At 45.4% G+C, this 23,589-nt stretch carries 22 protein-coding genes and 1 other annotated feature; of the genes, 15 read left to right on the forward strand and 7 right to left on the reverse strand.

Features of this window, described 5'->3' with window-relative positions; genetic code table 11:
• Positions 1-109: 109 nt before the first annotated feature.
• Both rraA and SporoP37_RS13430 read left to right on the forward strand, forming a co-directional pair.
• Positions 110-589, forward strand: a complete 480-nt coding sequence (gene rraA, locus SporoP37_RS13425; RefSeq protein WP_081244171.1) for a ribonuclease E activity regulator RraA — start codon at positions 110-112, stop codon at positions 587-589.
• A gap of 168 nt (positions 590-757) precedes the next feature.
• The gene (locus tag SporoP37_RS13430; protein ID WP_269466707.1) at positions 758-2,902 is read left to right on the forward strand and encodes an ATP-dependent Clp protease ATP-binding subunit; all 2,145 of its coding nucleotides are present in this window, start codon (positions 758-760) and stop codon (positions 2,900-2,902) included.
• A gap of 67 nt (positions 2,903-2,969) precedes the next feature.
• On the opposite strand, the gene SporoP37_RS13435 is transcribed toward SporoP37_RS13430, so the two are convergent.
• Both SporoP37_RS13435 and SporoP37_RS13440 read right to left on the reverse strand, forming a co-directional pair.
• A protein-coding gene (locus SporoP37_RS13435) for an IS3 family transposase (protein WP_099662801.1) occupies positions 2,970-4,135 on the reverse strand; the annotation gives its coding sequence in 2 pieces (ribosomal slippage) (positions 2,970-3,859 and positions 3,859-4,135; 1,167 coding nt in all).
• A gap of 123 nt (positions 4,136-4,258) precedes the next feature.
• Positions 4,259-4,429, reverse strand: a complete 171-nt coding sequence (locus tag SporoP37_RS13440; RefSeq protein WP_232329769.1) for a DUF2929 family protein — start codon at positions 4,427-4,429, stop codon at positions 4,259-4,261.
• A gap of 190 nt (positions 4,430-4,619) precedes the next feature.
• Between SporoP37_RS13440 and SporoP37_RS13445 the strand changes: the two genes are divergently transcribed.
• Positions 4,620-5,552, forward strand: coding sequence for a beta-ketoacyl-ACP synthase III (locus SporoP37_RS13445; RefSeq protein ID WP_085431228.1), 933 nt, complete (start codon positions 4,620-4,622; stop codon positions 5,550-5,552).
• 44 nt (positions 5,553-5,596) lie between these two features.
• Positions 5,597-6,832 (forward strand): beta-ketoacyl-ACP synthase II, encoded by a 1,236-nt coding sequence (fabF, locus tag SporoP37_RS13450; RefSeq protein WP_081244175.1) that lies wholly within the window; start codon positions 5,597-5,599, stop codon positions 6,830-6,832.
• Positions 6,833-7,267: 435 nt separating this feature from the next.
• Here the strand turns inward: fabF and trpS are convergent, their stop codons facing one another.
• Positions 7,268-8,254, reverse strand: a complete 987-nt coding sequence (trpS, locus tag SporoP37_RS13460; protein WP_081244176.1) for a tryptophan--tRNA ligase — start codon at positions 8,252-8,254, stop codon at positions 7,268-7,270.
• A 72-nt stretch (positions 8,255-8,326) separates the two neighbouring features.
• Positions 8,327-8,540 (reverse strand) — a binding site (T-box leader).
• Positions 8,541-8,974: 434 nt separating this feature from the next.
• Between trpS and spxA the strand changes: the two genes are divergently transcribed.
• From spxA to pepF, 6 genes are all read left to right on the forward strand, one after another.
• Positions 8,975-9,373, forward strand: coding sequence for a transcriptional regulator SpxA (gene spxA, locus SporoP37_RS13465; protein WP_009765721.1), 399 nt, complete (start codon positions 8,975-8,977; stop codon positions 9,371-9,373).
• Between the two features lie 238 nt (positions 9,374-9,611).
• Positions 9,612-10,262, forward strand: coding sequence for an adaptor protein MecA (gene mecA / locus SporoP37_RS13470; RefSeq protein WP_085431230.1), 651 nt, complete (start codon positions 9,612-9,614; stop codon positions 10,260-10,262).
• 983 nt (positions 10,263-11,245) lie between these two features.
• Positions 11,246-11,410, forward strand: coding sequence for a hypothetical protein (locus SporoP37_RS17095; protein WP_157118652.1), 165 nt, complete (start codon positions 11,246-11,248; stop codon positions 11,408-11,410).
• 471 nt (positions 11,411-11,881) lie between these two features.
• Positions 11,882-12,046, forward strand: a complete 165-nt coding sequence (locus SporoP37_RS17100) for a hypothetical protein (RefSeq protein WP_157118653.1) — start codon at positions 11,882-11,884, stop codon at positions 12,044-12,046.
• Between the two features lie 1,049 nt (positions 12,047-13,095).
• Entirely contained in the window at positions 13,096-14,253 is a 1,158-nt protein-coding gene (locus SporoP37_RS13475; protein WP_158233660.1) for a competence protein CoiA, read from the forward strand.
• A gap of 51 nt (positions 14,254-14,304) precedes the next feature.
• Complete coding sequence (gene pepF / locus SporoP37_RS13480) at positions 14,305-16,122, forward strand: oligoendopeptidase F (RefSeq protein WP_085431232.1); 1,818 nt, start codon at positions 14,305-14,307, stop codon at positions 16,120-16,122.
• A gap of 265 nt (positions 16,123-16,387) precedes the next feature.
• Here pepF and SporoP37_RS13485 read toward each other — a convergent pair whose 3' ends face one another.
• From SporoP37_RS13485 to SporoP37_RS17670, 3 genes are all read right to left on the reverse strand, one after another.
• On the reverse strand, positions 16,388-17,221 hold the full coding sequence (locus SporoP37_RS13485) for a DsbA family protein (protein ID WP_081244180.1): 834 nt from the start codon (positions 17,219-17,221) through the stop codon (positions 16,388-16,390).
• Complete coding sequence (locus tag SporoP37_RS13490) at positions 17,218-17,610, reverse strand: globin domain-containing protein (RefSeq protein WP_081244181.1); 393 nt, start codon at positions 17,608-17,610, stop codon at positions 17,218-17,220. Before SporoP37_RS13490 ends, SporoP37_RS13485 begins: the two co-directional genes overlap by 4 nt.
• A 289-nt stretch (positions 17,611-17,899) precedes the next feature.
• Positions 17,900-18,559: a lytic transglycosylase domain-containing protein gene (locus SporoP37_RS17670; protein ID WP_232329770.1), complete on the reverse strand. Its 660-nt coding sequence runs from the start codon at positions 18,557-18,559 to the stop codon at positions 17,900-17,902.
• A gap of 102 nt (positions 18,560-18,661) precedes the next feature.
• Here SporoP37_RS17670 and SporoP37_RS13500 point away from each other — a divergent pair, with 102 nt between their 5' ends.
• The 5 genes from SporoP37_RS13500 (at position 18,662) to SporoP37_RS13520 (ending at position 22,852) form a co-directional block, all read left to right on the forward strand.
• A complete protein-coding gene (locus tag SporoP37_RS13500; RefSeq protein ID WP_157118654.1) occupies positions 18,662-19,102 on the forward strand; it encodes a UPF0738 family protein in 441 nt (146 codons plus the stop codon).
• 42 nt (positions 19,103-19,144) lie between these two features.
• On the forward strand, positions 19,145-19,975 hold the full coding sequence (locus SporoP37_RS13505) for an NAD kinase (protein WP_081244871.1): 831 nt from the start codon (positions 19,145-19,147) through the stop codon (positions 19,973-19,975).
• Entirely contained in the window at positions 19,962-20,945 is a 984-nt protein-coding gene (locus SporoP37_RS13510; RefSeq protein ID WP_099662789.1) for an RluA family pseudouridine synthase, read from the forward strand. The genes SporoP37_RS13505 and SporoP37_RS13510 overlap by 14 nt, the downstream gene beginning before the upstream one ends.
• A gap of 45 nt (positions 20,946-20,990) precedes the next feature.
• Positions 20,991-22,367 carry a magnesium transporter gene (gene mgtE / locus SporoP37_RS13515; RefSeq protein WP_085431236.1) on the forward strand — a complete coding sequence of 459 codons (1,377 nt, stop codon included), beginning with the start codon at positions 20,991-20,993 and terminating at the stop codon, positions 22,365-22,367.
• Between the two features lie 77 nt (positions 22,368-22,444).
• Entirely contained in the window at positions 22,445-22,852 is a 408-nt protein-coding gene (locus SporoP37_RS13520; protein WP_085431237.1) for a hypothetical protein, read from the forward strand.
• Positions 22,853-22,984: 132 nt separating this feature from the next.
• Here SporoP37_RS13520 and SporoP37_RS13525 read toward each other — a convergent pair whose 3' ends face one another.
• Positions 22,985-23,557, reverse strand: a complete 573-nt coding sequence (locus SporoP37_RS13525) for a CotY/CotZ family spore coat protein (RefSeq protein WP_081244186.1) — start codon at positions 23,555-23,557, stop codon at positions 22,985-22,987.
• Between the last annotated feature and the right edge of the window lie 32 nt (positions 23,558-23,589).

Consider the following 23,589-nt stretch of genomic DNA (forward strand, 5'->3'; position numbering starts at 1 on the left):
TAAATCAGCCCTTCATTTCCATTAAATGATAAGAAAAAGAAGGAATTGCGGGTTTTTGTCGAATAGGATGATGTAGCGTCAAACAGAATGTATTAGGGGGAATAGGAAAATGTCAGTAAAAACAGCAGACCTTTGCGATGATTTCATCGACGAACTGCAAGTATGCACGGTAGAATTCAAATCCTATGGAAAGCACAAGCGGTTCTCGGGGCCGATCTCGACGGTAAAAGTCTACGAAGACAACGTCCTGGTCAAGGAAGCACTGCAAACCATTCCAGAAGGCAATGTGCTGGTTGTCGACGGGGGAGGCTCGAAACGCTGCGCACTAATGGGGGATATGCTCGGCGAAATCGCACAAGACCGCAAACTCGCAGGTGTCATCATTTACGGATGCGCGCGCGATACAGCGGACATTGGCACGCAGGAAATTGGGGTTATGGCAATCGGCAGCATGCCGGTGAAAAGTATTAAACGCGGCGAAGGACAGCGAGACGAAGTGCTTCACTTCGGCAACGTGGAATGGACGCCGGGCCATTACGTTTACGCAGATGAAGACGGTGTAGTAGTGGCACCCCGCAAATTGGTATAATCGACGTCGTCCGCTTGTTGCGGACGGCTTTTTTATATACAGAAATGAACGAAAAAAACAGCGGCTTTATTTGAGGTAAATTCTTTTACATTTCCTTCATAATAGACTATAATTAAATTAATCAAAGATAGTCAAAGTCAAACAAATGAAAGGCGGATGTATATGCGTATGGATGGAATGCAAGAAGATCAGCGCACACCACTGGAGCAATTTGGCCGTAACCTTGTGGATGAAGTAAAAAATGGGAAAATGGACCCGGTAATTGGCCGAGATGAAGAAATCCGAAATGTTATCCGAATATTATCAAGAAAGACGAAAAACAACCCGGTTCTCATTGGGGAACCGGGTGTAGGGAAGACCGCAATCGTTGAAGGGCTCGCCCAGCGTATCGTTAAAGGTGACGTGCCGGAAGGATTGAAAGACCGTCAGATATTTGAACTCGATATGAGTGCATTGATTGCGGGCGCGAAGTATCGGGGGGAATTTGAAGAACGTCTGAAAGGCGTGCTGAAACAAGTAAAAGACAGTGAAGGGGAAATCATTTTATTCATCGATGAAATCCACACGATTGTCGGAGCAGGAAAGACGGAAGGCGCGATGGATGCGGGGAATATGCTGAAGCCGATGCTTGCACGGGGAGAACTGTACTGTATTGGTGCTACGACACTTGACGAGTACCGCATGTACATCGAGAAAGATCCCGCGCTTGAGCGGCGCTTCCAGCAAGTGATGGTACGGGAACCGTCTGTAGAAGACACAGTCTCAATTTTGCGCGGACTGAAAGAGCGGTTTGAGCTGCATCACGGAGTGCGTATTCATGACCGGGCTTTAGTTGCCGCTGCCACATTATCGGACCGTTATTTGACAGAGCGTTTCATGCCGGATAAAGCTATTGATTTAATTGATGAAGCAAGTGCGATGATTCGGACAGAAATTGACTCTATGCCGTCCGAATTGGATGCGGTAACCCGCAGAATTATGCAGCTTGAAATTGAAGAACAGGCACTTCGCAAAGAAAAAGATTCTATGAGCCAGTCGCGCCTGAAGACATTGCGTGAAGAGCTGCAGGAATTGAAAGATTCATCCAAAGAGATGCGTGAACAATGGGATGAAGAAAAAGCGGCATTGAAAAAGGTTCAGAGCAAACGGGAGGAACTCGATCGTTATCGCCGGGAGCTGGAAGAGGCACAAAGCCGTTTTGATTTGAACAAAGCCGCGGAATTGCAGTACGGAAAAATTCCTGAACTTGAAAAGGAATTGAAGGCACTGGAAAGTCCGCTGGAGGGCAGCCAGGATCTCCGCCTGTTGCGTGAAGAAGTGACAGAAGAAGAGATTGCTTCCATTGTGGCGCGCTGGACAGGCATTCCTGTGACAAAACTGGTCGAAGGTGAACGGGAAAAGCTATTGCGTTTGCATGAAACGCTGAAAGAACGCGTCATCGGTCAGGATAATGCGGTGCAGCTTGTAACGGAAGCTGTATGGCGTGCGCGTGCGGGTATCCAGGATCCGCATAAACCGATTGGGTCATTCCTGTTTTTAGGGCCGACTGGAGTCGGGAAAACCGAACTTGCCAAAACATTGGCAGCCACATTATTTGATTCGGAAGACCACTTTGTGCGAATCGATATGTCAGAGTATATGGAAAAACACAGTGTGTCCCGCTTAGTCGGAGCACCTCCGGGGTATATCGGTTATGAAGAAGGCGGGCAGTTAACAGAGGCGGTTCGCCGGAATCCATATGCGGTCGTACTGCTCGATGAAATTGAAAAAGCGCATCCCGATGTGGCAAATATTTTGCTGCAAATCTTGGATGACGGACGCATCACAGACAGTCAGGGCCGTTTGGTGAACTTTACTAATACCGTTGTGATTATGACTTCAAATATCGGATCAGCCTATTTACTTGAAAATGATCTGGATGCTGAAGATCATGCGAAAGAAGATTTAATCATGGCTGAGCTTCGCCGTCATTTTAAACCGGAACTGCTGAACCGTATGGACGATATCATTATCTTCCATTCACTGACTGAAGAATCGTTTAAAGGAATTACACGCAAAATGCTTGGCGATGTGGTCAGCCGTCTAGCAGAGCAAGATATCCCGCTTCTTTATGACGATGAAGTACTGGACTGGATTGTTCGTGAAGGTGCGGATGCCGACTTCGGTGCCCGTCCGCTGAAACGGTTTATTCAGCGCTATGTGGAAACAAAAGTAGCAAAAGAAGTAATTCGGGGAGGTCTGGAAGAAGGCCAGCCGATCAAATTGTCGATGGAAGATGGACAATTAGCCGTGCATGTTACACAGAAGGCATAAGAAAAAAGATAAAAAGCGTAAGAACTAGACTGACCTAGCGATATGAGACACATATAAAACACCATGATTAGGCTGCTTTGACACCATATTTTATCGGTGTCAGGTAGCCTAATTTTTCTTGGATACGTTCTTCATTATAATAATTTAAATAGGCAATTACTCGTTCAACTACAATATTATTGCGTAATGAATTAAATTTAACGTATTGAAATTCTTCAGATTTCAGACTCGAATGAAATGATTCAATCACCGCATTGTCCCAACAGTTTCCTCGACGTGACATGCTGCCGATCAGGTCGTTATCCTTGATATAGGCTTGATACGCGTATGACGTATACACACTCCCTTGATCCGAATGTATAATCACTCCTGTGGGGTGGTTTCTCGCAGCTAGTGCCGCCTTTAACGTGTCAATTACGAGTGGTGTCTGTTGATGGTCGTATAATTTGTAAGCAACAATTTCATTATTGTATAAATCCATAATGGTTGAAAGATATTTTGTCGTACTACCATACTGGATATAGGTGATGTCGGTTACCCACTTCTGATTCGGTTCACTAGCTGTGAAATTACGTTTAAGAAGATCTGGGGCAATTATGATACTTTCCCCTTGAGATTTCCACTTTCGTTTAGGCTTGATACGACACTGTAAGTTATGCTTTTGCATGAGGCGTTGAACCGTATTGCGATTCAATTCTATGTTGTATTCCTGCTTTAGAAATGCTTTGATTTTTCTATGTCCATTCCGATATTTAGTGCGTTTACACAATTCTATAATAGCCTCCTCTTCCACTGAAAGAGACTTATCCGTTTCCTCCAGACGCCACCTATAGTAGGTAGCTCGTGGTACTCCTAATGCGGATAAAATGGCTGTTATTGTATACTTCTTTTTTAGTTTTTCCACAATCTGAAGAACTATTTCTTTCTCAATCTCCTTTCGATCTCCATGTACTTTTTTAGAATCTCATTCTCCATTTTTAAATGAGACATCTGTCGTTCTTTCTTGTCCGCTTCACTCGAAAGTTCTGGCCCATGACCGAAGGTATATTGTTTACCTATCGGTTGATCAAAACGATATATTTCATTTGCACGATACCATCTCATCCAGGTTTCAATCTGGGATTTATTTTTGACTCCGTGCTTCTCCATAATTTCTTTAGTTGTTAATTCCCCACTCAATTTATCTTTGACAACTGCCCATTTTACTTCGCTTGAATATACGTTTTTGCCCACGCAAAAACACCTCCGTTGTAAGTACTTTTTACAAGTGTACCACTTCGAAGGTGTTTTATATTGTCTCAAAAATTTAGGTTAGCCCAAACTGGTGAACAGTTCTTACGCTTTTTTAGTCGTCAATCAAACGTCTGCAGGCGACTCATCTGGAATAACAGCTGTGATAATCAGTACAACAACAGCTAAAACGATAGAGACGGTTACGCCCGCCATGAAGTCAAATTCAAAGCCTCCAATAGAACCGGCAACGTAGTTTAACATAGCTACCAATAGGAACGACCAAACAAATGTCATAATATAGTGCATGATTTTCACCTCGACTAGTCTATTTCAAAGTATATCATACCATAGCGGGCTAAACCGATGAAATGATAATATCCATTATATTTGACGAAAAAGTGTCCTCTTCTTGAATAAAGGCTCGTTTTCTTTTATAATTACCACCAGGTACTAATATTAGATGATAAGGAACGGGGTAGATGAAATGAGAGCTGGGCTTTTAGGAGTGGGGAAATATGTTCCGCCGACTGTTATAACAAATGAAGATTTAGAAAAACGTATAGATACTTCCGATGAATGGATTCGCACGCGCACCGGCATTGAGGAGCGCAGAATTGCGGACGATGAAACAAACACTTCAGACATGGCGTATGAAGCGGCAAAAGCTGCACTGGAGTCAGCGGATATCCGTGCTGATCAAATCGGTCTGATTCTGGTGGCCACAGTAACACCTGATCATATATTCCCTTCAGTTGCCACTATGATCCAGGATCGTCTCGGCGCTAAAAATGCTGCAGCGATGGATATTTCCGCAGCCTGTGCAGGATTTATGTATGGTGTAGTGACGGCAAAGCAATTTGTTGAATCTGATGCTTATGATTATGTTCTTGTAGTAGGTGTAGAAAAATTATCGAAGATTGTGGACTGGGAAGACCGTAATACCGCTGTTTTATTCGGAGACGGTGCCGGTGCGACAGTCGTAGGTAAAGTAAGTGAAGGAAGAGGTATTCTTTCATTTGAATTGGGAGCGGACGGTTCCGGAGGGAAGCATCTTTGCCACAATGATCACTTAGAAATGAACGGCCGTGAAGTATTTAAGTTTGCGGTTCGCCAAATGGGAGAATCTGCAGTGAGCGTTGCAGAAAAAGCGGGACTGACGAAAGATGATGTAGATTATCTGATACCGCACCAGGCGAATATCCGTATTATGGAAGCATCCCGTGAACGTCTCGGACTGCCAATCGAGAAAATGTCAAAAACAGTCCACAAATATGGAAATACATCTGCTGCATCAATTCCGATTTCATTAACAGATGATTTAGCGGAAGGACGCGTCAAGGATGATGATATTATCGTGCTGGTAGGATTCGGGGGCGGCTTGACATGGGGCGCCTTATGTATAAAATGGGGTAAGTAAACAACCGGTTTAACTAAAGTTGACGATAGAAAGGGAGTTTAGAATTGGAAAAACGACGTGTAGTGGTAACGGGTATCGGCGGAGTCACACCAGTAGGAAATACTGCTGAAGAATCGTGGAAAGCGGTTTTGGAAGGAAAGTCAGGCATTGATGTCATGACAAGACTGGACCAAGAGAAATTCCCTGTCAGTGTAATGGCCGAAGTGAAAGGTTTCGATATCGAGCAATATGTATCACGCAAAGACGCTCGTAAAATGGACCGCTTCACGCACTATGCTGTCGCTTCAGCGATGATGGCAATGAAAGATGCGAACCTTGAACTTGAAGGCGACCTGGCACTGCGTACGGGCGTCTGGATCGGTTCTGGAATCGGCGGCATGGAATCTCATGAAACCCAGTTCAATACATTCCTTGAAAAAGGATACCGCCGCGTCAGTCCGTTTTTCGTCCCGATGATGATTCCGGATATGGCGGCAGGACAAGTATCGATCTTCACTGGCGCGAAAGGAATCAACTCTTGTTCCGTGACTGCCTGTGCGTCAGGCACGAACTCTATCGGTGATGCATTTGAAGTGATCCTTCGCGGAGATGCGGATGTCATGATCACGGGCGGAACAGAAGCGCCGATCACATCTCTTGCAGTAGCAGGCTTCATCGCAAGCACCGCATTATCATTAAATCCGGATCCAGCAAAGGCTTCCCGTCCGTTCGATAAAGACCGCGATGGTTTCGTAATGGGTGAAGGCGCGGGGATCTTGATTTTGGAAGAGTACGAACATGCAGTTGCGCGCGGTGCGAAAATCTATGCTGAAATCGTAGGGTACGGTTCAACTGGAGATGCGCATCATATTACAGCACCGGCACCGGGCGGGGAAGGCGGCGCGCGTGCAATGCAGCAGGCATTGGCAAAAGCAGGCGTGGAGCCGACACAAGTGGACTATATCAATGCCCACGGAACGAGTACGCCATATAATGATCTATTTGAAACGATGGCAGCGAAGACCGTGTTCGGCGATCATGCGTATAATTTGGCAATGAGTTCTACGAAGTCGATGACCGGCCACTTGCTTGGAGCGGCTGGCGGTATTGAAGCGATCTTTACTGTAAAGGCGCTGCAGGAAGGAATTCTGCCTCCGACTATGAACTACGAGACGCCGGATCCTGAGTGTGATTTGGATTATGTCGTGAATGAAGCACGCAGAGCGGATATTACGTATGCAATGAGTAACTCGCTTGGCTTTGGCGGCCATAATGCATCGCTGGTATTTAAGAAAATATAAGCTGAAAGCGGTGAATGTCAGGGACGTTACAATTTTCTCTGACGCATCTGAAAACCCATTCTGATTTCACTGAACTGGCAGATGTTTTTAATTACAAAAAGCGGTTTCATGAAAAAAATGTAATAAAAGTCAAAAGACTGAAGACAAACTCCGTTAACTATGGAGATGTCTTCAGTCTTTTTATTATGAGCACCGCTTCCCGTCTAATTGCATAGTGCCTGTACATAGGATGAAAGAAAACGGTAAAGGACGAGATGCAGTTGACGCGTTTTATGGTGTTTGTTTCTAGCTATTGCGTAATTGTAGTGACGACGGCGAATTTATTATTTTACTTGAATTATTCCGCGCTGGGTTATAATTACCGGCAAATCCTGGTGTTTATATTGCAGTCCACAGATTTTACGTTATTGCTTATCGCGGTCTTTTTCATGCTGCTTACCGTCTGCGTCCCAAGCCCATCGCGCCCTCCATCTTTTTAAGCGTGGCGGAAGCGATGGCATTGGCTTTTTCGGCACCTTGGTCAAGTATGGCATCCAGTTCAGGAGAATCGATCAGTTCGTTGTAGCGTTCCTGAATTACTGCCAAGTGCTCAATAACAGTTTCTGCGACGCCGGCTTTAAATGCCCCGTAGCCCTGACCTTCGTACTTAGCTTCCAATTCTTCAATGGTTAAACCGCCTAATGAAGATTCGATAGTCAATAAATTGGATACGCCCGGTTTATTTTCGACATCGAACTTTACGATGCCTTCAGAATCGGTTACCGCACTTTTGATTTTTTTCTCGATTTGCTTTGGTGTGTCCAAAATAGTGATTGTTGCTTTTTTATTCGGATCTGATTTGCTCATTTTCTTTAGCGGATCTTGTAAAGATTTTATGCGCGCGCCATTTTTAGGAATACGAACGGCCGGAATGGTCAATACTTTTCCGTATCGGCTGTTGAAGCGTTCAGCCAGATCTCTTGTCAGCTCGAGATGCTGCTTCTGATCTTCTCCGACTGGAACAATATCCGTATTGTACAGCAGGATATCAGCAGCCATCAGCGGGGGATACGTCAGAAGTGCTGCGGATACGCCTTCTGCACCGTCTGACTTATCCTTAAACTGTGTCATGCGCTCCAGTTCACCGATATAGGAAATACATTGCATAATCCAGCCTGCCTGTGCGTGTGCCGGAACTTCCGATTGGATGAACAAAGTGGATTTCTCAGGATCGATGCCGCTTGCAATATATGTCGCAGCGAGTGAGCGGATTGCCTGTTTCAGATCATCGGGATTTTGCTGTACCGTAATCGCATGCTGATCCACGATGCAGAAAATGCAGTCCTCTTCATTTTGAAGCTCAACGAATTGACGGAATGCGCCGATATAGTTGCCTAACGTGATGACGCCGGTTGGCTGGACACCGGAAAAAATAGTTTTCATAAGATGTTTCCTCCTCTTATTTACTGTCTGCTGCGAAAAAATGGCATAAAAAAACACCAGTCATCCCCTGTAAATAGGGACGATTGATGAAAAGGTAACCGCGGTACCACCCGAATTGCTATCACTAGCCGCTCAAATCCCATAACGCGGGAAGACGTGATGGAGTACTTCATTCATCCATCAAGCTCAGGAGCCCATTCTTTTTGTGCGGTTTTACTTGCTTTCACCATATACAAGCTCTCTGAAAAAACCGCGGCAAAAATACTTTTTCCTTCAGTGCCATTCGCTTATTGCTTAAAATTATATCGGTACGTTTTGAAAAATGCAACTTTCATTGATAATTAAAAAAGATTTCAGAGAAAATGAAACCTTTCAGTACACTTGTACGTACTATTATAGAGAGGGAATTACTAGAAGAAAATTTATCTAAATGAGAATGCGAGTAATTTCCACTCACAGGTTTAAAACATTTCAGCGTTGGGTATAAAAGTAGAAGGTGCTCATTTATCGCAGAAAACATCACGATTCTCTAATGAAATGTTGAAACATAAGAAATTTTGCATTCTAAAAAAGTTTTTTAAAAAAAGTATATTAATTGAGAATGATTATGTGTATAATGAGCAGTATAGAAACAAATTATAATAATTCTAAAGTGAAGCAGATGAATTTAAATATACTAAATCTACTGAGCGCAAGCCGTGGGAAAGGACGTGTCAATTAATGGGTGTTACACTTTATACATCACCTAGTTGTACATCTTGCAGAAAAGCAAAAGCATGGTTGGAGGAACATGAGATTCCTTACACAGAGCGTAACATTTTCTCTGAACCATTGAATATTCAAGAAATTAAACAAATTCTTCGCATGACGGAAGATGGCACTGACGAAATTATTTCAACACGATCCAAAATCTTTCAAAAACTAAATGTTGACGTGGAAAGCCTTCCGCTTCAAAGATTATATGAATTGATTCAGGAACATCCGGGTCTTTTAAGACGGCCAATCATTCTAGATGAAAAAAGACTCCAAGTAGGGTACAATGAAGATGAGATTCGTCGTTTCCTACCGAGAAAAGTTAGAGCCTATCAGCTGCTCGAAGCGCGGCGTATGGTGAACTAATCTTAATAAAAAAAGCTGATAGGGATGACACGGGATACAATTGTGCCTATCAGCTTTTTTGAATTGATATTCCCTTGTATTCCTCTAGGCTAAGCACTTCAATGCTGACGAATAAAAATGATTTGTCAGAAACCCTTTCGTAAACGGCAGTGTCGACATATAGTAATAATAAGCATTGCAAGTGTGTGTAAAGTATAGGACAGGGGAGGGCCTGTTCAACAGAAGGGAGAGATAAGGGATGGAAATAGAGCGTATTAATGAAAACACGGTAAAGTTTAATTTGTCCTATGGAGATATTGAAGCCCGTGGATTTAGTAAAGAAGACGTCTGGTACAATCGTGATAAAAGCGAAGAGCTTTTTTGGGATATGATGGATGAACTCGGTGACGACACAGAATTTGAAGTGGAAGGTCCGCTTTGGATTCAGGTGAACGCGATGAATGAAGGCATTGAAGTAATTGTTACTCGTGCACATCTTCCAAAGAACGCAGAATCCTCACAGTTTCCTTTTGGAATTGAAGACCCGGAAGAGCTGTTTGACCCGATTTTCGATGCAATTAATGAAACGGAAGAGGATAGTGAGGAAGAGTTGCAAATCACTGACAAATTGTTTGTTTTCAATGAATTTGACCAGATCATACCATTGGCAGCCAAAATGATTTCACTTGAAGACGAATTTGATTCGCAGCTATATGCATTCGAGGATCGTTATTATCTCAACTTACGTTTCGATTCTTCTTTGATTGAGAAGAAACGTGCCAAGGATATTGCCAGTATGGTTACGGAGTACGGTGCAATGTCGAAGATGTCGATTCATCGTATAGCAGAATATGGTACAGTGGTCATGGATTCCAACGTGTTTGAACAAGTAAATAAATATTTCTCATAATACTCTGAAAGGCTACCAGTAACTTGGTAGCTTTTTTTATTTTGTCCAAGTTTTGGGAAGCTGTTTTGGCTTCTGCTTTTTTGCATCATGACCGGATTGCACGGGTTGACGTTATTGTGAGTGGAGAAGGGGAACGTCATTGAAGCCACTGCGGCGCTGGCGGATGGCTTCCGCGATGAGCCAGACAGGAAGTACGCCTGCCTGTCTCATCGCTACGCCTACCGCTTGTAAGGCGCCTTCGTTCGGTGAGTGGTAGTCACTTTGGCTTTTGGTTTTGGAAAAGAGATGAAGAATTGCAGGACAGACCGTGTTCAGCTCTTTTGCATCATAACTGGTTTCCGCGTGTTGCCATCATTGTAAAAATAGAAGCGAAACGTCTTTGCACCCACTGCGGCGCTGGCGGATGGCTACGCAATGAGCCAGACAGGAAGATCGCCTGGCTGTCTCATCACTTCGCCGACCGCTTGTAAGGCGCCTCCGTTCAGTGAGGGGTAGTCACTTTGGCTTTTGGTTTTGGAAAAGAGATGAAGAATTGCAGGACAGACCGTGTTCAGCTCTTTTGCATCATAACTGGTTTCCGCGTGTTGACATCATTGTAAAAATAGAAGCGAAACGTCTTTGCGCCCACTGCGGCGCTGGCGGATGGCTACGCAATGAGCCAGACAGGGAAGAGCATCCTGTCAGTCTCATCACTTCGCCGACCGCTTGTAAGGCGCCTCCGTTCAGTGAGGGGTAGTCACTTTGGCTTCTGGTTTTGGAAAAGAGATGAAGAATTGCAGGGCAGACCGTGTTCAGCTCTTTTGCATCATAACTGGTTTCCGCGTGTTGACATCATTGTAAAAATAGAAGCGAAACGTCTTTGCACCCACTGCGGCGCTGGCGGATGGCTACGCAATGAGCCAGACAGGGAAGAGCATCCTGTCAGTCTCATCACTTCGCCGACCGCTTGTAAGGCGCCTCCGTTTAGTTAGGAGGAAGCAAGTATGACACTTCATTTGCCCAAGCATACGCCAGTCGGCAGCAAGTCACTGCACTTCATCTCTTTTAAACAACAACCTGTATTGCTTCCACTCAGCAGCGCAGGCACAACTGCGGGGTCGGCCGAAGTCATGAGACAACTGGCACGCACCTCGCCAGCTGGCTCATGACGAAAGGCAATCCCCCACGTGCCTGCGCGGGTCCAAAGAGCGGACACCCACTAACTCCAATCTCCGACAACTAGTCGAGCAACGATCCCAACACCAAAGCCAGAACGGCATTAGACTCACTGGTCTCCACCTCTTTTAAAAAGCAACCTGGATTGCTTCCACTCAGCAGCGCAGGCACAACTGCGGGGTCGGCCGAAGTCATGAGACAACTGGCGCGCTCTTCGCCAGCTGGCTCATGACGAAAGGCAATCCCCCACGTGCCTGTGCGGGTCCTAACAGGTGACACACGCTAATTCTAATCCCCGACAAAAAGTCGAGCAACGACCCTAAAACTAGAGCTAGAACAGCATTGAACTCACTGCGGCGCTGGCGGATGGCTACGCAATGAGCCAGACAGGAAGATCGCCTGTCAGTCTCATCACTTCGCCGACCGCTTGTAAGGCGCCTCCGTTTAGTTAGGAGGAAGCAAGTATGACACTTCATTTGCCCAAGCATACGCCAGTCGGCAGCAAGTCACTGCACTTCATCTCTTTTAAACAACAACCTGGATTGCTTCCACTCAGCAGCGCAGGCACAACTGCGGGGTCGGCCGAAGTCATGAGACAACTGGCGCGCTTTTCGCCAGCTGGCTCATGACGAAAGGCAATCCCCCACGTGCCTGCGCGGGTCCTAACAGGTGACACACGCTAATTCTAATCCCCGACAAAAAGTCGAGCAACGACCCTAAAACTAGAGCTAGAACAGCATTGAACTCACTGCGGCGCTGGCGGATGGCTACGCAATGAGCCAGACAGGAAGATCGCCTGGCTGTCTCATCACTTCGCCGACCGCTTGTAAGGCGCCTCCGTTCAGTTAGGGGGAAGCAAGTATGACACTTCATTCGCCTAAGCATACGTCAGTCGGCAGCGAGTAAATGCACTTCATCTCTTTTAAACAGCAACCTGGATTGCCTCCACTCAGCAGCGCAGGCACAACTGCGGGGTCGGCCGAAGTCATGAGACAACTGGCGTGCTCTTCGCCAGCTGGCTCATGACGAAAGGCAATCCCCCACGTGCCTGCGCGGGTCCTAACAGGTGACACACGCTAATTCTAATCCCCGACAAAAAGTCGAGCAACGACCCTAAAACCAGAGCTAGAACAGCATTGAACTCACTGCGGCGCTGGCGGATGGCTACGCAATGAGCCAGACAAGAAGATCGCCTGTCAGTCTCATCACTTCGCCGACCGCTTGTAAGGCGCCTCCGTTTAGTTAGGAGGAAGCAAGTATGACACGTCATTCGCCTAAGCATACGCCAGTCGGCAACGAGTCACTGCACTTCATCTCCTTTAAAACAACAACCTGGATTGCATCGACCCCGTAGCGCAGGCACAACTGCGGGGTCGGCCGAAGCCATGAGACAACTGGCACGCTCTTCGCCAGCTGGCTCATGACGAAAGGCAATCCCCCACGTGCCTGCGCGGGTCCTAACAGCGGACACTGGCTAACTTCTAGCGCCCGCCAACGAGTCGAGCAACGACCCAACAACCCAACAACCCAACAACCCAACAACCCAACAACCCAACAACCCAACAACCCAACAACCCATCACCAGCCGAGCAACGCCCCCAAATCAAAAAAATATAAAATCCCACTTGCCAACCTTTCAGAAAATTCGTAGTATAGAAAAGGAAGGAGTGTGAAGTCATTGTTAACAGCTCATACAGCAAGCGGGAAGCAAGTCGTGCTGACACGGCAGATGACCCCGGCCAGCTTACGGGAATGGCGTAAAAACGAAACCTTTCATTGTCCTCAGTGCAAAGAACAAGTACTCCTGAAAGTCGGCGAAATCGTCATACCCCACTTTTCTCACCAGCAGCAAACCAACTGCCGGGACAGCTTCTCAGAAGGGGAGTCCCCAACCCATCTGCTCGGCAAAACCCAACTCTATGAACTATTCACAGCCCATCAGCTGCCAACTGTACTGGAACCGTTTTTGCCGGACATCAAACAGCGGCCGGATCTGCTCGTCACATGGCAAACGCAGCAAGTGCCGATCGAATTCCAATGCAGCACCATCCCAATTTCCCACGTTAACGAACGTAATGCGGGATACCGCATGCTGGCTATGCTGCCAATTTGGATCCTCGTGACACCGCGCGCCATCCAGTCCTCCTCGGCATCCGTTCTCACTCATCGTTTCTCCCGCTTCCAGCAACATTTTATTCGCCACATAGACTCCGTCGCCAGTGAACAATTATCCATATTTCTCACATACAACCCAGAAAAGCAGCAATTCCATTATCTCAGTCATTTCATACACCTTCGCGGCACCCAGTTTGCGGTCTGTCACTCTGTTATGCGCATGAAACACCAGACAGTTCCGTTTGCCGTTCCCGCAGCGCCGTCGAGCGCGGAGATACAGGAATTGGCACGCCATTATCTGACTGCGCGGCGCAAGTATCTTCGCTCGGTAATTGGGTATAATCAAAGAGGTATCCATCATCGGTTTTTACGGGCTTGTTATGAAATGCGTATACAGCCTATTCAGCTGCCGGCATGGATAGGCGTGCCTACGCTCGGACAAGAGGCGTTTACAGAGTCGGACAGCGAATGGCAGCTGCTGCTTATTGCGGCCATGAGACAAACACGGAGAACACAATTCCAGCTGGACGCGGGGGTCCTTCATTCATTCGTCAAGACATTTGAAGGTGACTCCGTGAAGCAGCTGGATGCTTGTAAACACTATGTGGATTTCTTGAGACAGCGGCGCATAGATATCTATCGTATGGATCAATTCAGCGGAGGAGATTTTGTGCCGGGAATCCTGGCAGGGAGATTTCTTGCAATGCATGCCCGGAATTGAGAAAATATAAAAGAGACAAATACTGGTGAAATTGGTGAAGGAGGAATTGGATTGACAAATGACAACAGAGTGTTGACGCGCGATGAGGTATCTGAAGAAGAAACGTGGCGCCTGGAGGATATATTTGCATCCGACGAAGCGTGGGATGCAGAGTACCGCAAAATCGAAGAGATGGCCAATGAAGCGGAGCAGTATAAGGGCACACTTGGAAATGGTGCGCGTCCGCTGTTTGAAGCATTGACATATCGCGATAAATTGGCAGAGCGCCTGCGCAGACTCTATACGTATGCACACTTGAAAACAGATCAGGATACAACAAACAGTTTCTATCAGGCAATGGACGGACGCATTAGAACACTAGTCGTGAAAATATCTACAGCACTGTCTTACTTCACACCTGAACTGCTTTCGATTGATGAGAAGAAGTTGAATGAAACGATTGAGTCGCATGAAGGATTGCGTTTGTATAAGCAGGAATTTGAGGAATTGAATGCTCAGCGTGCACATGTGCTTTCATCCGAACAGGAAGAGCTGATTGCACAGTTATCAGAAGTGACAGGGAAGTCTTCTGAGACATTCAGTATGCTCAATAATGCGGATTTAACTTTCGGAATGGTGAAAGACGAAGAAGGCAATGAAATACAGCTGACGCATGGCCGCTACTCGCGCTTCCTTGAGAGTAAAGATCCGAAAGTGCGCGAGGCAGCATTTAAAGAGATGTATGCAAGGTACGGCGAGTTCAAAAATACGTTCGCTTCCACATTGAGCGGAAACGTCAAAGGACATAATGTCAGTGCAAGAATCCGTAATTACAGTTCAGCGAGAGCCGCTGCGTTATCGAATAACCATATTCCCGAACAAGTGTATGAGAATCTGGTTTCTACGATTAACAATAACTTAAATTTATTGCACCGTTATATAGCGCTCCGCAAGAAAGTATTGAAGCTCGATACACTTCATATGTGGGATATTTATACTCCGCTCGTGGAAGACACAGAGATGAAGTATACGTATGAAGAAGCGAAAGAAACGATGCTGGAAAGTTTCCATCCGCTCGGTGAAGACTACAGATCGGTCGTCAGAGAAGGTCTTGAGAACCGCTGGGTCGATGTACGTGAAAATAAAGGGAAACGTTCAGGAGCTTATTCATCGGGTTCATATGGAACAAATCCTTACATCCTAATGAACTGGCAGGACAATGTCAGCAACTTATTTACGCTGGCGCATGAATTCGGTCACAGTGTGCACAGCTATTATTCCCGTAAGTACCAGCCGTTCATCTACAGCGGCTACTCCATTTTCGTGGCGGAAGTTGCTTCAACTGTGAATGAAGCGCTGCTGAATGACCACTTATTGAAAGTGACGAGAGATGAAGATCAAAGAATCTACTTACTGAACTATTGGCTCGACGGATTCCGCGCAACGGTGTTCCGCCAGACGATGTTCGCTGAATTTGAGCATTTGATCCATACACTGGATCAGCAGGGTGTTCCATTGACGGCTGAGAAGCTGACGGAAGAATATTATGCACTCAATGAAAAGTATTATGGTGATGCGATTGTCAGCGATGAGGAAATTGGATTGGAATGGGCACGGATCCCGCATTTCTATATGAATTATTATGTTTATCAGTATGCGACAGGATACAGTGCGGCAGTGGCATTGAGCAAACAGATTCTTGAAGAGGGCGAGCCGGCCGTCGAACGATATATCACGAACTTCCTGAAAGCAGGATCTTCTGATTATCCGATAGAAGTGCTCAAAAAGGCGGGCGTTGATATGACGTCGGAAAAGCCAATTGAAGACGCGTGCCGCGTATTTGAAGAACGTTTACTTGAATTAGAACAATTACTGGAAAATAGACAGTAAATTCAGGCTAATCGATTCGACAAGCAATGACAAAGTTTGTGACATATGAATGAAAGCTGTTGTAAATTGTTGAAGTCAATAAATATTTATGATATGGTATGAATGTGGAATAAATCACATACCAAACATACACCCCTTTTGTTTGAACGTGAACATTTCTCCCATTCCCTTTGAAAAAGAGCAGTCACTCCCCCCCAGGAGCGATTGCTCTTTTCTTTTTATGCAAATAAAAAAGCTGTGGCCCCAAAATGGGGGCTGCAGCCAGTTATGAGTGCTGTTTAATGAGTGAACAGTTTGGTTGTTTTTTTCGCCAAATGGTACGGTCTTGCAATGGAAGTCTTTCAATTTCCTGTTTAAGCAAACGTTTCTTTAATTCGCGTTCCGCTTCTTTTTCCGTCAGATGGCATACTTCTGCGATTTCGCCCGTTGTCAGCAAGTCGAAACGGTCGAAAAGCGAATCGATGGACGGCGGCATTTCCGGTAAAAGCGGCTCTCCGATCAGTTCTTCAAGAATCTGCTCGTAAATTTCATAGTCATATAGACCGCTCACTTTTAAACCTTCATCTTCAATATTACTGTTGAAAAAGACGAAAGCCGGCGCTTCATCCACTTCCATTTCATTCCCCAGATACATATCGACCTGCAAGGCACGCATGGTTTCATCAGAAGTGAAGTCTGCAATGAATTCATCGACGTCTAAGTTGACGCGTGCAGCAATTTCCACCAGCACTGAATATGATGCGACATCCCGATTTTTCAGAAATGAATATTCGAGTAAACAAGACAAATACCGGAAGCCCGCCCGTTTCCCCTGAAATTCAGCAGCTTTTACTGCGATGTTAGGGAAACAAGGATTTGACCGCCTAGTCGACTTGGCGTCTTTTGGATCAATTAAAGAAGGGACATTCAGTTTTGTCATTGGCGTTTTCAGTGCAATCCGCAACGTGAAATAGTGGTCATATTCGACTTGCATTTTGCGCAGCATCGGCTGTAGCGACCAGCAGTCCTTGCAGTACGGGTCCAGAAAGACATAAAGTTCAATGGGCTTTGCTGAAGCAGAATAGTGCAACGTATCATCGATTACGGTTAGATAGTTCACTGATCTTCCTCCTCGTTCCTATTTACCATGTGGTTGGCTGTTAAGACAAGGCGTTTATAGTATACATCCCGAAGTGGTCCCTCCAGTCCTACATCATCCATCGCTTCTGCCATGCAGGCAAGCCATGCATCAGCGCGTGCAGGTGTTATAGGGAAAGGCATATGACGGGCTTTCATCATAGGATGACCATGTTCTTCGGTGAATAGGTTAGGTCCACCCAGATATTGTGTCTGAAATTGTTTTTGTTTCCGGGCTGTTTCGGATAAATCATCAGGAAATATCGGATAAAGGTCTGGGTGAACAGCTACTTTTTCATAAAATTTATCAATCAGTTCGTGTAACCTTTTTTCGCCGATCTCCTCAAAAGGGATGACAGGTTTTCGGGTCATTGCATTCACACCCCTTCGTATATCTTTGTCTATATTCTATCAACGAACGTTTTTCTATACAAATAAAAGAACTTATTTTGTTCCTTGTTATATATCAGATTTGGAGTCAGATGTTTGCCGGCCCTTGAATTCAGTGGCTTTCGCTGGAACCGGGAAAGATTTGATTTATGCCCGCTGCGGACAGGGTGTGTAACTATTTTAGTTGTTCGGCCGGTCGGAAAGAACCTGCGCAGGACATTTTTTTGTTTACGATTACCCTGTGAAAGGGGATTATATATAAAGCAAAGAATCAGACCATCTGACTGTAATAGGTCATTACTTTTTTCACGTAGTTTTGTGTTTCTTTAAAAGGCGGGATGCCTCCGTATTTTTTCACGTTGCCTGGACCTGCATTGTATGCTGCGAGTGCCATTTCGTTTGAGCCGAATTGATTGAGCATTTTCCGCAAGTATTTGGCGCCGCCCATGATGTTTTGCTGCGGATCCATCGGGTTTGTCACACCGAGATGCTTGGCTGTGCCCGGCATCAGCTGCATAAGCCCGGCTGCACCTGCACGGCTTACGGCATTGCTTTTAAAATTGGATTCCTGCCTGATGACGGCAGCAATCAGTTTTTCTGGCAGCTGGTATGTATCCGCCGCCTGTTTGATGATATCTGCGAACTGTGTTTTTGAACTGACAGGTGCCGAGTCAGGCATCACAGCCGCCGCTGTTTCAGCAGGACGGGAAGGCAGACTGAATGGCAGGGCATTTGTTCCTTGGCTCAGCAGCTGTTCAGCTGTGCCTGCCAGTTCAGGACCAAGATGATCGCCCGCCATCAATTGTGTCAGCATCGTTTGAAATTCATTGGTTCCGGCCGAAGAGTTGGCACTGAAGGATTGAACAGCGCCAAGAGTCTGCAGCGTATTAATTTCCAGCAGCAGACGCATATTACGTGGGTCTAGATTCACACTTTCTCCCCCTAATTTCAAAGAAAAATTTATCGTTTAGTTTGTTATATCTATTATACCAACTTTCTGAGCGCAATGCATAATAACAAAATGCAACTGCGTGTGTCATATGGTAGACTGAACGTAAAGACTTTAAATAAGGAAGTGGATGTCGTGGATATGACAAATAAAATTATAGAAACAAGCCGGCATGGCAGTGAAATTCACTTTATCATGAATCCTGAAGCAGAATGGCCTTTAGGTTCTCCAACCGGAAAAATGCTGACAGACACAGATCGGCAGCTGTTTGTTTACATCTTTGATCATGAGTCTGGCTATCGCTATGCGTATTTTCCGAAAGAAACGTGGGCGGGTCTCGCTGATATGCTGCTGGAACAGGCAGAACCTGTTTTGATTTGGCAAGATCAGCAAGTATCATTGACGGGTGCGGCGGAAGAAATGCACGCTCTTATCTTTAATATTGAAGGAAATGATAATTACGGTGAAGAATTCAGCACCGCTGTGGAAGAAATATTCAAACCTGTCCTGGAAAAGGTGAATTAATATATGGCAGAAAAATTTCAAAAAAGGAAGGGAAGTGACGTTATGAAGTTTACGATTCAATCACGCAACGATGAGATTTCGAATAAGTTAATGAAAGAAGCGAGAGTGTATTTGCGGGATTTCGGATTGAAATACGACGAAGAAGAACCCGACATTGTGTTGTCAATCGGCGGGGACGGGACGCTTCTGCATGCATTTCATAAATATATACATCGACTGGATAAGACATCGTTTGTCGGAATTCATACAGGTCATTTGGGATTTTATGCGGATTGGAAACCTTCTGAGATAGAAAAATTAGTCATTTTGATTGCGAGACAGGAATATGAAGTCATCGAATATCCGTTAATCGAAGTCACAATTAATTACCGGCACTCTGAAAAAAGTGCTTCCTATTTAGCGCTGAATGAATCCACAGTAAAATCGCCTGAAGTGACGCTCGTTATGGATGTTGAATTAAACGGCGAGCACTTTGAGCGTTTTAGAGGCGACGGACTCTGTATGTCTACGCCGTCCGGATCGACCGCTTACAGCAAGTCTTTGGGCGGAGCCATCATCCATCCTTCATTGCCGTCAATGCAGCTGACCGAAATGGCTTCGATTAATAACCGCGTATTCCGTACGGTGGGGTCTCCGCTAATTCTGCCGGACCATCATATTTGTACGCTGACTCCTGTTAAAGGACCGGATTTCATGGTGACAGTCGACCACCTGCAGCTTCTGCACAAAGATGTAAAGTCGATCGAGTACAAAGTATCCAATGAAAAAATGGGCTTTGCCCGCTTCCGTCCGTTCCCATTCTGGAAACGTGTCAATGAATCATTTGTGGCGAGCGAGCTAATCTATGAACGTGAAGACGATGAAAAAAAATAACTCGTTATTTCAGTTGCATTTTGATGTGACGCACAGCGGACTATTGCGGGATTTTTTGGCGCAGCATGACATTTCCAAAACGACGTTAACTGCGATTAAATATCAGGGCGGAGAAATATTGGTCAATGGACAGCGGCAAAATGTCCGCTACAAACTGCAGCCGGCCGATCGCGTGTCAGTATTATTTCCGCCTGAGCAAGTGAGTGACGGCCTGACGCCTCAAGATGGCGAACTGTCCATTTTATATGAAGATGAGACTATTCTGGTGCTTGATAAGCCTGCCGGACAAAGTACAATCCCTTCACGCAATCATCCGTTTGGAACGCTTGCGAATTTTGTCTGCGGAAAATTTGAACGGGAAGGCATTCTTTCTACTGTGCATATGGTGACGCGTTTGGATACGGACACGTCAGGTATTATTTGTGCAGCGAAGAATCGTCATATTCATCATTTATTAAGTAAGCAAATGTCAGAAAAACTTTTTCGCCGGCAGTACACGGCATTTGCCGAAGGTATTATTACTCCTTCTTTTATAACGGTAGAGCAGCCGATTGGAAGGAAAGAAGGCAGTATCATTGAACGCACGGTATGCGAAAACGGGCAATATGCCAAAACGGATGTTTCAGTTACTGGACATTATCATCATGAAACAGGCCGGTTTTCCATCGTGAACCTGAACCTTCATACTGGACGCACACATCAGATTCGTGTTCATATGCAATGGTTAGGTCATCCTTTAGTCGGCGATGATTTATACGGCGCGAATGGGAATATGTTTGCACGCCAGGCGCTGCATTGCTCCGGCATCAGTTTTCTGCACCCATTGACGAAGGAGCGGATAGATTTCACCAGTCCGCTGCCGGAAGATATGGCATATTACTTACGGCAAAGCGGGCCGTTGCAAGACTGTTTGCAAGATATTCAACTCCCTGCTGTGCAGAATGGAATGCAGTATTCGGGAATCAAATAGTGCGCGGGATGCGTACGGTAAGTGCAGAGGGGAAGGTGTGGAATCATGACTACTCAATCAGAACAGATGAAAAATGAAGTTGTACTGGATGAAGATAAGCTGCGCGGATTGCTGAGCAATGAAGATATTCATTCGTTCAGGCAGGAATACCTGGCACTTCATCCATATGATCGGGCAATTTTTTATGAAGAAGTAGGTTCAGAGCTTCGGGAATTAATGTATTTTTATCTGTCGCCAAAAGAACTTGCGGAGATATTCGAAACAAGTGAAATTGAAGAGGATGAATATGAAGAGTTCCTTGAGGAGATGGACGCGACTTATGCCGCAGAGATGATTTCATACATGTTTGTGGATAATGCCGTAGATGTCCTGAAAGAACTTGATAAAAAGAAAGTCGTCAGCTACCTGACATTAATGGATAAAGAAGCAGCTGTTCAAATTAAAGCTTTGCTTCACTATGAAGAGCATACTGCCGGTTCGATTATGACGACAGAATACGTTACAGTTTCCGAAAATTCGACTGTGCGTTCCGCTATGACCATATTGCGCAGTGAAGCCCCGAGTGCCGAGACGGTCTACTATATTTTCGTCGTGGATGACAGACAGCGCCTGACGGGAGTTGTATCATTGCGTGACTTGATTATTGCGGATGAAGATACATTAATTCGTCAAATTATGAGTGATCGTGTCGTCAGTGTATCGGTTTCCGATGACCAGGAAGACGTTGCCCGAACCATTCAGGACTATAATTTCCTTGCCGTTCCGGTTGTCGACTTCCAGCAGCATATTTTAGGGATTATTACAGTAGATGATATTATTGACGTGATCGATGAAGAAGCATCGGATGACTATTCTAAACTCGCCGGTGTATCAACGATGGATACATTTGATAAAAATCCATTCTCAGCAGCGAAAAAACGGATTCCATGGCTGATTATTTTATTGGTGCTTGGAATGCTGACAGCAAATTTGATTGACTTATTTACTGAAACGATTTCACAGGTCGCTCTATTGGCGGCATTCATTCCATTGATTGCCGGAACTGCCGGAAACAGTGGAACACAGTCTCTGGCTGTTGCGGTTCGCGGTATTGCAACTCGTGATATTGAGGATGAAAGCAAGCTGAAATTATTGATTCGTGAAGCGGGCACAGGAATCATCACAGGTGTCATCTGTGCAATTTTTGTCGTATTACTGATCTTCATCTGGAAGCATGAAATTGTCATTGCGCTGTTAGTAGGTGCTGCCATGATGGTTTCCATATTCGTGGCGACCATTTCAGGCTCTTTCATCCCGCTGTTCATGCACAAGCTTAAAGTGGATCCTGCCGTTGCGTCAGGTCCTTTCATTACGACACTTAACGATGTTATCAGTATCATCATCTATCTGGGTTTAGCAACAGTATTCCTCAGTTCCTTGTGAACTGCGGATACTGTTTTTTTGTTTTGGAACATTAGGCGTTTAGCTTACATAAGCTAAACAAAAAGGATGTGATCAAGATGCGTCATGAAAAACCGCTGATGTTTATTTCAAGCCCCGTGATCAGGAAATACCGATATACGCATGTTCTGGAAGAGGAAAGCACGTCTATTTTCGAATTGGAACATTCACGCGGTGCCGAGCGGACGGAACTGCCAGCCGTACCGGAATCGCCAGCCATACCGGAACCGGAAGAAGCACTCCACAATCCAGAGATCAAAAATAAGCTGGAGTACTTGCATCATCCGCTTCGCAAAGAACTGTACCAGCCGCTAGAAATGATTACCGAAAGCGGTTCGGTCAAAGGTAAGCTTCACAATCTGGAGAACGAAACCGTGTGGGTCCAATCTGACGGTAATTTGACCTCGGTTCCCATCAAGGACATTTTGGATATCCGTTGGAAACAGCAATCATTTTCTATTTATTAATTAACGGCTTATCAGGCGGACCTGCGCAAAGGTTCGCCTTTTCCGTTGTCTACAATTTCATGTAAGTGGGCAGAATATAAAAAGCGAACCCCGATGATCAGGGTTCGCCTCTTCGCATTGCAAGCCTTTGAATCAGCCCTCATCGCAGAAATCGATGAAGACATCATCGACACACTGAATACCGCAGAAACAGTTTAAATCGACTGTTAAACAAGTATTCGTAGGTCCAAAACCATTCACTTTACAGATTTTTTCATAGCAAATCTTTCCGTCCTTCATAATATCAAACGGTTGCCCGTTATATAAAGGCTGTAATACTTGAAGCGTTGCGCAGCAAGAATCAAAGACTTTCTGCACGCGGAAGAATACGGAAACGCAACTTGTGTGATGGCATGAAGGTTTTTTGCTGTTCATTGTGTCATCAGCCATCATTTTCGGATGCGGTTTATACTTGCTTCCGCCCCGGAAGACCGCTTTAAAATAATCTCCATTTTCCGTCAGAAGGCTGAATACGCGTGTATTGACGCGGCCTCTGACCGGGCTGACTAAACTGCCCAATGGCGCCATGAAACAATCGGTATCACATTCTACACAGTCCACTTCTGGACTTGTATTTTGGACGCGTTGAATAAACCGCACCACTTCACAAATACAATTTGACTTATGACAGCCACCATGGTGACTGTCTCTCTTTTCACAACCCACTACTGTCCACCTCCTGTTTATCGTTCTCTATA

The organism is Sporosarcina sp. P37 (genome assembly GCF_002109365.1).
Taxonomy (GTDB): Bacteria; Bacillota; Bacilli; order Bacillales_A; family Planococcaceae; genus Sporosarcina.